Consider the following 13,583-nt stretch of genomic DNA (forward strand, 5'->3'; position numbering starts at 1 on the left):
CGGCGGCACCGCCGGCGCGGGCAACCCCAGACAATATGGCCAGCAATGGCCGCACAACGCGATGGCCGGTGCTTCGGCGGCGCAGTCTGTCCGCCGCTCCCGGCCTCACCGGGTGGAGACCATGACCGATCTGTCCGACCTGCGCAAGGCAGGCGCCGAAGCCGAGGCCGCCACCGTGGCGCCGGCACCCGCGCCCGCCGGCGCGCCGACCCACAAGGTCCGTTTCGTGACGGCCGCATCCTTGTTCGACGGCCACGATGCTTCGATCAACATCATGCGCCGCATCCTGCAGGCGCAGGGCTGCGAGGTGATCCACCTCGGCCACAACCGCTCCGTCGAGGAGGTCGTCGCCGCCGCGCTGCAGGAGGACGTGCAGGGCATCGCCGTCTCGAGCTACCAGGGCGGCCACGTCGAATACTTCAAGTACATGGTCGACCTGCTGCGCGAGCGCGGCGGCGCCCATATCCAGGTGTTCGGCGGCGGCGGCGGCGTGATCGTGCCGGCGGAGATCCGCGAGCTGCAGGACTATGGCGTGGCGCGCATCTACAGCCCCGAGGACGGCCAGCGCATGGGCCTGGCCGGCATGATCGCCGACATGGTGCGGCGCTGCGACTTCGACCTGTCGCGCCATGCGCCCGCGACGCTGGACTCGCTGCGCGCGGGCGATCGCCGCGCGCTGGCGCAATGGATCACCGTGCTGGAGAACGGCAAGGCCGATCCGGCCCTGGCCGCCGCGCTGCATGCGGATGCCGCCGGCATCGTGACCCCGGTGCTCGGCGTGACCGGTACCGGCGGGGCCGGCAAATCGTCGCTGACCGACGAGCTGATCCGCCGCTTCCGGCTCGACCAGCAGGACAGCCTGCGCATCGCCGTGATCTCGATCGATCCCTCGCGCCGGCGTACCGGCGGCGCGCTGCTGGGCGACCGGATCCGCATGAACGCGATCCACCATCCGCAGATCTACATGCGCTCGCTGGCCACGCGCGATGCCGCCAGCGAGGTGTCGCGCGCGCTGCCGGACGCGCTGGCGGCCTGCAAGGTCGCCGGCTTCGACCTGATCGTGGTCGAGACCTCGGGCATCGGCCAGGGCGACGCGGCGATCGTGCCCCATGTCGACCTGTCGCTGTACGTGATGACGCCCGAGTTCGGCGCCGCCAGCCAGCTCGAGAAGATCGACATGCTGGACTTCGCCGACTTCGTCGCGATCAACAAGTTCGACCGCAAGGGCGCGCAGGACGCGTGGCGCGACGTCGCCAAGCAGATGCAGCGCAACCGCGAGCAATGGCACGCGCGCGCCGAGGACATGCCGGTCTACGGCACCCAGGCCTCGCGCTTCAACGACGACGGCGTGACGATGCTGTACCTGGGCCTGCGCGAGGCGCTGGCCCAGCGCGGCCTGGTGCTGCGCGACGGCACGCTGCCGCGGCTGGCGGGACGGCAGAGCACCGGCCGCAACGCGATCGTGCCGCCGGCGCGCAGCCGCTATCTGGCCGAGCTCGCCGATACCGTGCGGGCGTATCACAAGCGGGTTGCGGCGCAGAGCGCGATCGCGCGCGAGCGGCAGCAGTTGCGCGAGGCACGGCGGATGCTGGCGGAGGCCTCGGCTGCCGCGGGCGCCGATGCGCGGCACGCACCGCAGGCCTTGCAGGCATTGGAGACGCTCGAAGCCGCGCGCGACGGCGCGCTGGGCGAGACCGAGCGCGCGCTGCTGGCCGGCTGGCCCGCGCTGCGCGAAGCCTACAGCGGCGACGAGCACGTGGTGACGATCCGCGGCAGGGACCTGCGCACCGGGCTCGTCACCACCACGCTGTCGGGCACGCGGCTGCGCAAGGTCGTGCTGCCGCGCTTTACCGACGAGGGCGAGCTGCTGCGCTGGCTGATGCGCGAGAACCTGCCGGGCTATTTCCCCTACACCGCGGGCGTGTTCCCCTTCAAGCGCGAGAACGAGGACCCGACGCGGATGTTCGCCGGCGAGGGCGATGCCTTCCGCACCAACCGCCGCTTCAAGCTGGTTTCCGAGGGCATGCCGGCCAAGCGGCTGTCGACGGCCTTCGATTCGGTCACGCTGTACGGCGAGGACCCGGACCTGCGACCCGACATCTACGGCAAGGTCGGCAATTCGGGCGTCTCGATCGCGACGCTCGACGACATGAAGGTGCTGTACGACGGCTTCGACCTCATAGATCCGCAGACCTCGGTGTCGATGACGATCAACGGCCCGGCGCCGGCGATCCTGGCGATGTTCATGAACACCGCGATCGATCAGCAGCTCGACCGCTTCCGCCGCGAGCAGGGCCGCGAGCCCGATGCCGGCGAGGCGGCGAAGATCCGCGCGATGGTGCTGCAGAACGTGCGCGGCACCGTGCAGGCCGACATCCTGAAGGAGGACCAGGGCCAGAACACCTGCATCTTCTCGACCGAGTTCTCGCTGAAGGTGATGGGCGACATCCAGCAGTACTTCGTCGATCATCAGGTGCGCAACTTCTACTCGGTGTCGATCTCCGGCTATCACATCGCCGAGGCCGGCGCGAATCCGATCTCGCAGCTGGCCTTCACGCTGGCCAACGGCTTCACCTATGTCGAGGCCTATCTGGCGCGCGGCATGCATATCGACGACTTCGCGCCCAACCTGTCGTTCTTCTTCTCGAACGGCATGGACCCCGAGTACAGCGTGCTGGGCCGCGTCGCGCGCCGCATCTGGGCCGTCACGCTGCGCGACAAGTACGGCGCCAACGAGCGCAGCCAGAAGCTGAAGTACCACATCCAGACCTCGGGCCGCTCGCTGCACGCGCAGGAGATCGACTTCAACGACATCCGCACCACGCTGCAGGCGCTGATCGCGATCTACGACAACTGCAATTCGCTGCACACCAACGCCTACGACGAGGCGATCACCACGCCGACGGCGGAGTCGGTGCGGCGCGCGCTGGCGATCCAGCTGATCATCAATCGCGAATGGGGCGTCGCCAAGTGCGAGAACCCGAACCAGGGCAGTTTCCTGATCGAGGAACTGACCGACCTGGTGGAGGAGGCGGTGCTGCAGGAGTTCGAGCGGATCGCCGAGCGCGGCGGCGTGCTCGGCGCGATGGAGACCGGCTACCAGCGCGCCAAGATCCAGGAAGAGTCGATGCTCTACGAGCAGCGCAAGCACGATGGCTCGCTGCCGATCATCGGCGTCAATACCTTCCGCAATCCCGACGGCGATCCGACCCCGGCCACGCTCGAACTGGCACGCTCCAGCGAGGACGAGAAGCAGAGCCAGCTGCGGCGGCTGCAGGCATTCCACGCCCGCCATGCCGACGCGGCGCCGGCGATGCTGGCGCGGCTGCGCCAGGCGGTGATCGACGACGAGAACGTGTTCGCGGTGCTGATGGACGCGGTGCGGGTCTGCTCGCTGGGGCAGATTACGCATGCGCTGTTCGAGGTTGGCGGACAGTATCGGCGGAACATGTAGCGTCCGCCGAACAGGCGGCGACTGCGGGGAGGGGAGCGACCGCGCGGGACCGCCACGTCCCGCGCGGTCGTTTGCTTCGGCCGCTTGCTGCGGTGGCCTGCTGTTGCCTCGCCCTTGGACGGCGATTCGCACGACCGTGCGTTAAACTCGCAAGCGGCGCTGCCTTGCCGCCGGGCTGTCGATCCATCGCAGCCAGTCCAGCGGACCCCGGCGCGATTCCGGCGCAGTCGCGCATTCCCGAACCGGAGCTCACGGTGTACGACCCGAACAATATCTTTGCCCGAATCCTGCGAGGCGAGCTGCCTTGCCACAAGGTCTACGAAGACGCCGACACGCTGGCCTTCATGGACATCATGCCGCAGTCGGACGGCCACGTGCTGGTGCTGCCCAAGGAGGCCGCCGCCGAGCTGTTCGACCTGTCCGAAGCCGCCGCGCAGGCCGCGATCCGCACCACCCAGCGCATCGCCCGCGCGGTGCGCGACGCGTTCGGCCCGGACGGCCTGTCGATCGGCCAGTTCAATGGCGCCGCCGCCGGCCAGACCGTACCGCACGTGCACTTCCATATCGTGCCGCGCTACGCCGACCGCCCGCTGCGCGGCCACGCCAGCGAGCCGCAGGACCCGGCGGTGCTGCAGCAGCATGCGGCGCGCATCGTCGCGGCGCTGGGCTGACGCCCGTCCGCATTCACGCGATCCGCATTCACGCGATCCGCATCCATACCCATTCCATTTCCATTCCATCCGCAAGCAGGGAGACAGCATGACAATCCACACCGTCGGCATCATCGGCGCAGGCACCATGGGCAACGGCATCGCGCAGGCGTGCGCGGTGGTCGGGCTCGATGTCGTGATGGTCGATATCAGCCAGGCCGCGGTCGACAAGGGCATCGCCACCATCGCCGGCAGCCTGGACCGCCTGATCAAGAAGGACAAGATCACCGAGGCCGACAAGAACGCGGCGCTCGCGCGCGTGCGCGGCTCGACCGCCTACGAGGACCTGAAGGCCGCCCAGATCGTGATCGAGGCCGCCACCGAGAACTACGAGCTCAAGCTCAAGATCCTGAAGCAGGTCGATGCGCTGGTCGGCGAGGACACCATCGTCGCGTCCAACACCTCGTCGATCTCGATCACCAAGCTGGCCGCGGCGATCAGCCGCCCCGAACGCTTCATCGGCATGCACTTCTTCAACCCGGTGCCGATGATGGCGCTGGTCGAGCTGATCCGCGGCCTGCAGACCAGCGACGCCACGCACGCGGCGGTCGAGCAGCTGTCGAAGCAGCTCGGCAAGTATCCGATCACGGTGAAGAACAGCCCGGGCTTCGTCGTCAACCGCATCCTGTGCCCGATGATCAACGAGGCCTTCTGCGTGCTCGGCGAGGGCCTGGCCTCGCCGGAGGAAATCGACGAAGGGATGAAGCTCGGCTGCAATCATCCGATCGGCCCGCTGGCGCTGGCGGACATGATCGGGCTCGACACCATGCTGGCCGTGATGGAGGTGCTGTACGCCGAGTTCGCCGATCCGAAGTACCGCCCCGCCATGCTGATGCGCGAGATGGTGGCCGCCGGCTACCTCGGCCGCAAGACGGGCAGGGGAGTCTACGTCTACAGCGCGGCGAAATAGCGATCCGCTGCCGGCATGACGGACACCGCGCCGTGCGACGGAATGCGTAACGGAGTGCGTAACGGAACGCGTAACGGAACGCGTAAGCGGCCACCGACTCCGACGCGAGGCAGGTCCTTCATGCCGGCCAAACCCGATACCTTCGCAACGCCGCCTCGGGCGACCTGTTCCAGCGCCATGCGGTGATGTTGCGACAACCACATGCACACCGCGGTGGTGCCGGCCGTGCGGCATGCCGTCGATGATGGACGCATGACGCACGGCGCAAGCCGAATGCGAAGGTCGCGCGACGACGCGTTCGGCGAGGCCGGACGGCATGGGAAAGGATCGTTCGCTTTCCGAAAAGTGGTCTGGCCTTGATCCGTACGATGACCGCCTCATTCACTCTATGAGGATTGAAAGTCATGGCGACCTTTATCGGAACGGTGAAGAAGACGGACTACGAGCAGTTCTACAACGAGGTGCGGAACAATCCAGGCGACTTCGTGAAGCGCGTCCTGGGGCAGAACGCCGCCGGGGCGGAGCCGAGTGGCAGGTTTCAGATCGGCGAGAACATCTTCACGCTGACGTGGGCCACAAAGGGGAAAACACGGCAACTGTGCATCCGGCGCGAGTTCGAGAACGGCGAGTCGTTGGTGCAGACGCGACTGATGCAGTTGTTGGACTTTCTGTTCTTCCGCAGCAGCACGCGCACCATGGAGCGGGCGCTGCGCAGCGGGTCCACCATCACGACTGGCCTGGTCAAGGACATGCGCGCGCATGTCGATCGCATCGTCGACGAACTGTGGCCCGACATCGAGGCGCGGAACGCCGAAGCCGGCCAGGGCCCCTCCGACCGGCGCGGCAACGCGGTGCCGACGAACCGGGCGATATCGGAACGCACGCTGGGATCACTGGCGCCGCTGAACCCCGGGGAAATCGATGCGTGGATCCGCTGTGCCGAGGGCGGTCCGGTGGGCCTGGCGCATATCGACCGAAGCAAGACCAGAATCGAGGGCGACATCCTGGTGCTGTCCTTCAAGAGCGGGGGCGATGCCATCGAGTTTCGCCTTCACGCGCCGAGCGTCGCAACGCACGGGAAGGAGCGCGTCCAGCGCGACATGGAGCGGTTGCTGCGTATTGCCAAGGGCCAGAGACAGGGCTGCGATTATCGGAACATGGCCGAATTGATGGGTCGTTTCATGGTGGCGACGATCGAAGACGAAGCGCCCCGGCTGCTGGAAGCGTCGGCCAGCGCGATCGTCCGGGATGACCAGGATAACGACGTCAGGCCGCTGATGATCTGCACGGTGAAGAAGGGCAGGCCGGAGCCGACCCGGACAACGCGGCGCGCCCTTGCCCGCGCGGTCGACAAAGCCATGGCATCCTGCCGTGCGTCCGCGGCACAGCGCTTTCAGACCATCCTGAATGGCGTGTGTCGCGACAAGGGCGATCCCGTGGTATCGACGGTGCTGGATGCGCGCGAGAGGCTGATCGAGAAAGTCCAGCAGAAGGTCAAGCCCCATCTCGCCGGAAAGCGGCTCGCCGCCTTCGTGCGCGAGGTCGTGCGGCAATGCGGTGTGAATGGCGAGGCGGCGCAGGCCCTGCATGCCGATCGCGCGGCGGGCTCCGCCTTGCCGGCGCGCGTACGGCTGGTGCACTTCACACGCAAGCCGGGACTGCTGGAGCGCCTGTCCGGCGACGCGCCTGGCGAGGAAGTGCTCGCGGTCGCATCGCGCGAGGATGGCGAGGCCTTGCGCTTCGTGCCGCTGGGACAGCGCAACATGGCGAAGTGGGCCTGGAAGACCATCAAGCTGGCCGAGGTGCCGAAGGATGTCGAAAGCGATGCCAGGGCACTGCATCAGACGGTTTTCGACAGCTCGCTCGGGCGGTTCTACCAGAACGAAATCCTGCCGCTTGTCATGGAAAGCGTCCAGGCGCTCCGCGAGGATTTGCGTTTCCAGGACACGCCCGAAGGCGACGCGGCGAAAGATCTGTTGCTCAAGCTGACCGGCAATCTGCGGATCGGCAATACGACCTTCGCCTACCTCCATCGCTGGGCAGGCGATGCGGACCGGGCAGCCCGTGTCGCACCGGGCCAGAACGACTTCTCCGCGGACCGCGTCATCATGCGGGACGAGGACGCGGCGCGTTCGGGCCCGGTGGCAGCGGATCCGGTCTCGCAGCGCCAGGCTGCGGCGTACGCGCTCAGGCAGGATCTCAAGAACGTGTTCCCGCGGCTTGCCAATGTGACGGAGGCCGACTGCAACAAGCCCGTCACCCTCTATAAGGACGGCAAATTCGAATCCTTGCCCGTGTTTCAACCGACCGGGCCAAACCAGCAGGGCGATCAGCGGCAGTGGCGTTCGCTCGGCAACGGCAGCGCACCGAACCAGCAGTCGGAGCCGTCCTCCTCCGCAAGCAAGGTGCCGACCGAAAAGGTGCCGGCCGAAAAGGTGCCGACCGAAAAGGTGCCAACGGAAAAGGTGCCCACCGAAAAGGTGCCGGTCTGAATCCGATGCCTCATTCGCCGTACTGGCGCAGTCCCTCGAGATCGAGCACTTCGATCTCGCCATAGTCGACCCGAACCAGGCCCTGCTGCTCCAGCACCTTCAGGGCCTGGTTCGCCCGCTGGCGCGAAATGCCGGCCAGCAGTCCGATCTCCTCCTGCGAAATCTCCAGCTTGGTGCCGATGCCCGGATAGAGGTGCTCGTTGAACAGCGACGACACCGCGCGCGCCACGCGCGAGTCGATATCGAGCAGCCGCTCGTATTCGACCGCGGCAATGAACTGGCCGAGCCGCTCGTTCAGCTGGGTCAGCAGAAAGCGCGTGAAGGGCAGGCTGGTATCGAGCAGCCATTGGAAGGTCTCGCGCGGCAGGAAGGCGATGCGCGAATGGCGCAGCGCCATCACGTCGTACTTGCGGATCTCCTGCTTCAGCGCGGCCCCTTCGCCGAACCATCCGCCGGTCGGCACGCCGGTGAAGGTCACCGACTTGCCCGATGGCGACACCGTGGTGATCTTGACGATCCCCTCCAGCACGCCCAGCCAGTGCTCGGCCATTTCGCCCTTGTGGCAGACGTAATCGCCGGGGTTGTATTCGCGCACGAACATGGCCTGCCGCACCCGCTGGCGCTGTTCGTCGCTGAGGTCGGCGGCCCAGATGCACCGGTCGAGAAAGTCGTTGAGCATGCCTGCTTGGCTCCGGTCGGGAGTCCGGCGGGGACTCCGCTAGGGATTAACCCGGAATTGTCACCGACGTGACAACCGGGGGGAGGGGCATCGGCTATCTTACGTTCACCACGGACCGACCCGCGCTCAAGGCGCGGCCACGATATCCCTGGCGCGCGGCGGCCTGCCGGCCTTCGGACGACCAGGGGCAAGTATAACGATCGGCACCGGTGCTTGGCACCGGCGGGAACCCACCCGTCGGAGGGACAGGAGACAGCGATGCAGGACAGGTCGGCAACGACCTTCCCGCGACTGCTGCTGGCGCACGCGCAGCAGCGGCCGGATCATCCGGCCTATCGCGAGAAGGATCTCGGTATCTGGCAGACGAGCAGCTGGTCGCAGGCGGCGCAAGAGGTACGTGCGTTGGCCTGCGGACTGGCCGCGCTGGGCTTCGGCCGCGGCATGAACCTGGCGGTGGTCGGCGACAACCGTCCCCGGCTGTACTGGGCCATGACCGCCGCGCAGGCGCTGGGCGGCGTGCCGGTGCCGCTGTACCAGGACGCGATCGCCAGCGAGATGGTCTACGTGCTGCGCGATGCCGAAATCGCCTTCGCGGTGGTCGAGGACCAGGAGCAGGTCGACAAGCTGCTCGAGGTCGAGGAAGAGCTGGCAGCCCAGGGCGGCGCGGTGCGCCATCTGGTCTACGAAGACCCGCGCGGGCTGCGCGATTACGACCATCGGTCGCTGATGTCGTACGAGCGCCTGCAGGAGATCGGCCGCGAATACGACCGCGCGCATCCGGGCTTCTTCGACGAGGCCGTGACGGCCGGCGACCCGGACGATACCGCGATCATCCTGTACACCTCGGGCACCACCGGCAAGCCCAAGGGCGTCTGCCATTCGCACCGCGGCCTGATCGGCGCGGCGATGCACGGCTGCGAGTTCGACCGGCTCGGTCCCGACGACGACGTACTGTCGTACCTGCCGATGGCCTGGGTCGGCGACAACCTGTTCTCGTACGCGCAGGCGCTGGCCGCCGGCTTCACCGTCAACTGCCCCGAGTCGCGCGAGACCGTGATGACCGATCTGCGCGAGATCGGCCCGACCTACTACTTCGCGCCGCCGCGCATCTACGAAAGCCTGCTGACGCAGGTGATGATCCGCATGGAGGACGCCGGCTGGCTCAAGCGCAAGCTGTTCGGCTGGGCCATGGACGTGGCGCGCCGCTGCGGCGCCGACATCCTCGATCGCCGCCCGGTGCCGCTGCTCGAGCGCATGCGCTACGCGCTGGGCGAATCGCTGGTCTACGGCCCGCTGCGCAACGTGCTCGGCATGAGCCGCATCCGCGTGGCCTATACCGCGGGCGAGGCGATCGGTCCGGACCTGTTCCGCTTCTATCGCTCGATCGGCATCAACCTGAAGCAGTTCTACGGCCAGACCGAGACCTGCGCCTATGTCTGCCTGCAGCCCGACGGCCAGGTCAAGTTCGACTCGGTCGGCCCGGCCGCGCCCGGCATGGAGATCCGCATCGCCGAGAACGGCGAGGTGCTGGTGCGCGGCGTCGGCCTGCTGAAGGCGTATTACAAGCGCGACGACGCGACACGAGAGGCGATCAACGACGAGGGCTACTTCATGACCGGCGACGCCGGCGTGATCGACGCCGACGGCCATCTGAAGATCATCGATCGCGCCAAGGACGTCGGCAAGCTGGTGGACGGCTCGATGTTCGCGCCCAAGTACATCGAGAACAAGCTCAAGTTCTTCCCGTACATCAAGGAAGCGGTGGCCTTCGGCACCGGCCGCGACCGCGTCTGCGCCTTCGTCAACATCGACTTCGAGGCGGTCGGCAACTGGGCCGAACGGCGCCACCTGCCCTACGCCGGCTATATCGACCTGGCCGCGCAGCCGCAGGTGATCGACCTGATCGCCGAATGCGTGGAGCAGGTCAATGCCGATCTGGCCAAGGATCCGGCGCTGTCCGGCTCGCAGATCGCGCGTTTCCTGATCCTGCACAAGGAGCTCGATCCCGACGACGACGAGCTGACCCGCACCCGCAAGGTGCGCCGCGGCTTCATCGCGGAGAAGTATGGGGTCCTGATCGACGCGCTGTACGCCGGACGCCCGGAGCAGTTCATCGAGACGCGCGTCAAGTTCGAGGACGGGCGCGAAGGCAGCGTCAGCGCGACGCTGAAGCTGGTGGATGCCAAACGCTTCCCGCCGGCCGGATCGGCGCAGGCCGCGCAGGCAACGCAGGCCGGCGCGGCAACGCCCGCCGAGCAAGCGGCATAGCAGGGGCAGGAGGATGACGCAGATGGCGTGGCAAGGCGTGGAGCGGCGGGCCGACGGCTCACCGGAGTGGGCGGGCGCAGGGACCAGCGCAGGCACGAGCGCCGGCACCGGCGCGGCCGGCGAGCCGCTGGCCGAGGGCGGCGTGGCGATCGCGGCGGAGTCGGTGCCGGGCCGGCGCGCGGCATCGACGCGGCATGGCGAGGTGATTCTCGATCTGCAGCATATCTCGCTGGCGTTCGGCGGCGTCAAGGCGCTGACCGATATCTCGTTCGATGTGCGCGAGCACGAGATCCGCGCGATCATCGGCCCGAACGGCGCCGGCAAGAGTTCGATGCTGAACGTGATCAACGGCGTCTATCACCCGCAGCAGGGACGCATCGTGTTCCGCGGCGAGGAACGGCGCAAGATGAATCCGACCGCCGCCGCGCGCCAGGGCATCGCCCGCACCTTCCAGAACATCGCGCTGTTCAAGGGCATGACCGTGCTCGACAACATCATGACCGGTCGCAACACGCGCTTCCGCTCCGGCCTGCTGGCCAATGCGCTGTGGTGGGGACCGGCCCGCAACGAGGAGATCGCGCACCGGCGCAAGGTCGAGGAGGTGATCGACTTCCTGGAGATCCAGTCGATCCGCAAGACGCCGGTGGGGCGCCTGCCCTACGGGCTGCAGAAGCGCGTCGAGCTGGCGCGCGCGCTGGCCGCCGAGCCCTCGCTGCTGCTGCTCGACGAGCCGATGGCCGGCATGAACGTCGAGGAAAAGCAGGACATGTGCCGCTTCATCCTGGACGTCAACCAGCAGTTCGGCACCACCATCGTGCTGATCGAGCACGACATGGGCGTGGTGATGGACATCTCCGACCGCGTGGTGGTGCTCGACTACGGCAAGAAGATCGGCGACGGCACGCCCGAGCAGGTCAAGTCCAACCCCGAGGTGATCCGCGCCTACCTGGGCGCGTCGCACTGAACGGCCCGCCCGCCCGCCAGCTCGCTCGCTTGCCCAACGCCGACCCCCGTCCTTCACCGAGGCCACGCCGATGACCTTCTTCTTCGAAATCCTGCTCGGCGGACTGCTGTCCGGGCTGATGTACTCGCTGGTAGCGCTCGGCTTCGTGCTGATCTACAAGGCCTCCGGCGTGTTCAACTTCGCGCAGGGCGCGATGGTCTATTTCGCCGCGCTGGCCGTGGTGGGCCTGATGGACAAGGGCATGCCGATGTGGGCGGCCGTGATCGGCGCCTTCTTCGTGATGACGCTGGTCGGCATCGGCACCGAACGATTCGTGCTGCGCAAGCTGGTCAACCAGCCGCCGATCACGCTGTTCATGGCGACCATCGGCCTGTCGTTCTTCCTCGAAGGGCTGGGGCCGCTGCTGTTCGGCAACGAGGTGCGCCCGATCCAGCTGGGCATCGTCGACGAACCGATCGAGGCGATCCTGACTCGCTTCAATATCGTGATCTCGAAGTTCGACCTGGCCGCGGCGGCGATCGCCGGCGTGCTGGTCGCCACGCTGGCGCTGTTCTTCCAGTACACCAAGGTCGGCCGGGCGCTGCGCGCGGTCGCCGACGACCACCAGGCCGCGCTGTCGCTGGGCATTCCGCTGCAGCATATCTGGGCGATCGTCTGGGGCGTCGCCGGCTTCGTCGCGCTGGTGGCCGGCATGCTGTGGGGCTCGCGCAATGGCGTGCAGTTCGCGCTGACGCTGACCGCGCTGAAGGCGCTGCCGGTGCTGATCCTCGGCGGCTTCACCTCGGTGCCGGGCGCGATCGTCGGCGGGCTGATCATCGGCGCCTCGGAGAAGCTGGCGGAGATCTACATCCCGCCGGTGTTCCAGTCGATGTTCGGCGGCAACTTCGGCGGCATCGAAGGCTGGTTCCCCTATGTGTTCGCGCTGCTGTTCCTGCTGGTGCGGCCCGAGGGGCTGTTCGGCGAAAAACATATCGACCGCGTATGACGGTCCGTCAGGTGGCACGACGCCAAGGAGTCGCCCATGTTCTATCGTGAAGCCGGCCAGTTCAAGACCGACTATGTCGCCGACAGCCAGATCTTTCCGATCCGGCAGGACCGCATCGGCTTCGCCGTGCTGCTCGCGCTGGCCTTCGTCGGCGTGCCGCTGATCGGCAGCGAGTACTGGTTCTCGGCGATCCTGATCCCATTCCTGATCTTCTCGCTCGCCGCGCTCGGGCTCAATATCCTGACCGGCTACGCGGGGCAGCTGTCGCTGGGCACCGCGGCCTTCATGGCGGTGGGCGCCTACGCGGCCTACAACTTCCAGCTGCGCATCGACGGGCTGCCGGTGCTGCTGACCTTCGTGCTGGCCGGGCTGTCGGCCGCGGTGGTCGGCGTCGCCTTCGGTCTGCCCTCGCTGCGGATCAAGGGCTTCTACCTGGCGGTGGCGACGCTGGCGGCGCAGTTCTTCGTGGTGTGGGCGCTGACCAAGTTCCCCTGGTTCTCGAACAACAGCTCGTCGGGCGTGATCACCGCGCAGCAGCTGGACCTGTTCGGCCTGCCGATCGACACGCCGATGCGCAAGTACCTGTTCGTGCTGGCGATCGTCACGGTGCTGGCGCTGGTCGCCAAGAACCTGGTGCGCTCGTCGACCGGACGCGCGTGGATGTCGGTGCGCGACATGGACGTGGCCGCCGAGGTGATCGGCATTCCGCTGATGCGCACCAAGCTGCTGGCGTTTGCCGTCAGCTCGTTCTACTGCGGCGTGGCCGGCGCGCTGTATGCGTTCTGCTACCTGGGCTCGGTCGAGCCGGACGGCTTCTCGCTGGACCTGTCGTTCCGCGTGCTGTTCATGATCATCATCGGCGGGGTCGGCAGCATCCTCGGCTCCTTCCTCGGCGCCGCGTTCATCCTGCTGCTGCCGATCCTGCTCGACAACATGCTGCCGCCGCTGGCCGCGCTGCTGCATCTGCCGTTCACCAACGCGACGGTGTCGCACATCCAGATGATGGTGTTCGGCGGCCTGATCATCTTCTTCCTGATCGTCGAGCCGCACGGCCTGGCTCGGCTTTGGCAGATCGGCAAGGAGAAGCTGCGGCTGTGGCCGTTCCCGCATTGACGCCGTGT

General features: G+C 67.3%; 9 protein-coding genes. 8 read left to right on the forward strand and 1 reads right to left on the reverse strand.

Going from position 1 to position 13,583, the window contains the following annotated elements:
• Nucleotides 1-121: 121 nt before the first annotated feature.
• From icmF to KZ686_RS05105, 4 genes are all read left to right on the forward strand, one after another.
• Nucleotides 122-3,454, forward strand: coding sequence for a fused isobutyryl-CoA mutase/GTPase IcmF (icmF, locus tag KZ686_RS05090; protein WP_265633162.1), 3,333 nt, complete (start codon nt 122-124; stop codon nt 3,452-3,454).
• 254 nt (nt 3,455-3,708) lie between these two features.
• A complete protein-coding gene (locus tag KZ686_RS05095; protein ID WP_223819740.1) occupies nt 3,709-4,125 on the forward strand; it encodes an HIT family protein in 417 nt (138 codons plus the stop codon).
• An 88-nt stretch (nt 4,126-4,213) separates the two neighbouring features.
• Nucleotides 4,214-5,074 (forward strand): 3-hydroxybutyryl-CoA dehydrogenase, encoded by an 861-nt coding sequence (locus KZ686_RS05100; protein WP_265633164.1) that lies wholly within the window; start codon nt 4,214-4,216, stop codon nt 5,072-5,074.
• Between the two features lie 404 nt (nt 5,075-5,478).
• The gene (locus tag KZ686_RS05105) at nt 5,479-7,566 is read left to right on the forward strand and encodes a hypothetical protein (RefSeq protein WP_265633166.1); all 2,088 of its coding nucleotides are present in this window, start codon (nt 5,479-5,481) and stop codon (nt 7,564-7,566) included.
• Nucleotides 7,567-7,576: 10 nt separating this feature from the next.
• Here the strand turns inward: KZ686_RS05105 and KZ686_RS05110 are convergent, their stop codons facing one another.
• The gene (locus KZ686_RS05110; RefSeq protein ID WP_006578248.1) at nt 7,577-8,245 is read right to left on the reverse strand and encodes a Crp/Fnr family transcriptional regulator; all 669 of its coding nucleotides are present in this window, start codon (nt 8,243-8,245) and stop codon (nt 7,577-7,579) included.
• Between the two features lie 258 nt (nt 8,246-8,503).
• Between KZ686_RS05110 and KZ686_RS05115 the strand changes: the two genes are divergently transcribed.
• The 4 genes from KZ686_RS05115 (at nt 8,504) to KZ686_RS05130 (ending at nt 13,575) form a co-directional block, all read left to right on the forward strand.
• A complete protein-coding gene (locus KZ686_RS05115; RefSeq protein WP_265633168.1) occupies nt 8,504-10,513 on the forward strand; it encodes an AMP-dependent synthetase/ligase in 2,010 nt (669 codons plus the stop codon).
• Nucleotides 10,514-10,526: 13 nt separating this feature from the next.
• Nucleotides 10,527-11,477, forward strand: coding sequence for an ABC transporter ATP-binding protein (locus KZ686_RS05120; protein ID WP_149317173.1), 951 nt, complete (start codon nt 10,527-10,529; stop codon nt 11,475-11,477).
• 70 nt (nt 11,478-11,547) lie between these two features.
• Nucleotides 11,548-12,462 (forward strand): branched-chain amino acid ABC transporter permease, encoded by a 915-nt coding sequence (locus tag KZ686_RS05125; protein ID WP_149317172.1) that lies wholly within the window; start codon nt 11,548-11,550, stop codon nt 12,460-12,462.
• A 36-nt stretch (nt 12,463-12,498) separates the two neighbouring features.
• Nucleotides 12,499-13,575 (forward strand): branched-chain amino acid ABC transporter permease, encoded by a 1,077-nt coding sequence (locus KZ686_RS05130; RefSeq protein WP_149317171.1) that lies wholly within the window; start codon nt 12,499-12,501, stop codon nt 13,573-13,575.
• Nucleotides 13,576-13,583: the final 8 nt, after the last annotated feature.

The organism is Cupriavidus cauae (assembly GCF_026210475.1).
In the GTDB taxonomy this organism is placed as follows: Bacteria; Pseudomonadota; Gammaproteobacteria; order Burkholderiales; family Burkholderiaceae; genus Cupriavidus; species Cupriavidus cauae.

Coding starts and splice junctions, on each gene's coding strand:
- KZ686_RS05100 (WP_265633164.1), top strand. CDS start 4,214: ATGACAATCCACACCGTCGGCATCATCGGCGCAGGCACCATGGGCAAC.
- KZ686_RS05125 (WP_149317172.1), top strand. CDS start 11,548: ATGACCTTCTTCTTCGAAATCCTGCTCGGCGGACTGCTGTCCGGGCTG.
- KZ686_RS05105 (WP_265633166.1), top strand. CDS start 5,479: ATGGCGACCTTTATCGGAACGGTGAAGAAGACGGACTACGAGCAGTTC.
- KZ686_RS05130 (WP_149317171.1), top strand. CDS start 12,499: ATGTTCTATCGTGAAGCCGGCCAGTTCAAGACCGACTATGTCGCCGAC.
- icmF (WP_265633162.1), top strand. CDS start 122: ATGACCGATCTGTCCGACCTGCGCAAGGCAGGCGCCGAAGCCGAGGCC.
- KZ686_RS05115 (WP_265633168.1), top strand. CDS start 8,504: ATGCAGGACAGGTCGGCAACGACCTTCCCGCGACTGCTGCTGGCGCAC.
- KZ686_RS05120 (WP_149317173.1), top strand. CDS start 10,527: ATGACGCAGATGGCGTGGCAAGGCGTGGAGCGGCGGGCCGACGGCTCA.
- KZ686_RS05110 (WP_006578248.1), bottom strand. CDS start 8,245: ATGCTCAACGACTTTCTCGACCGGTGCATCTGGGCCGCCGACCTCAGC.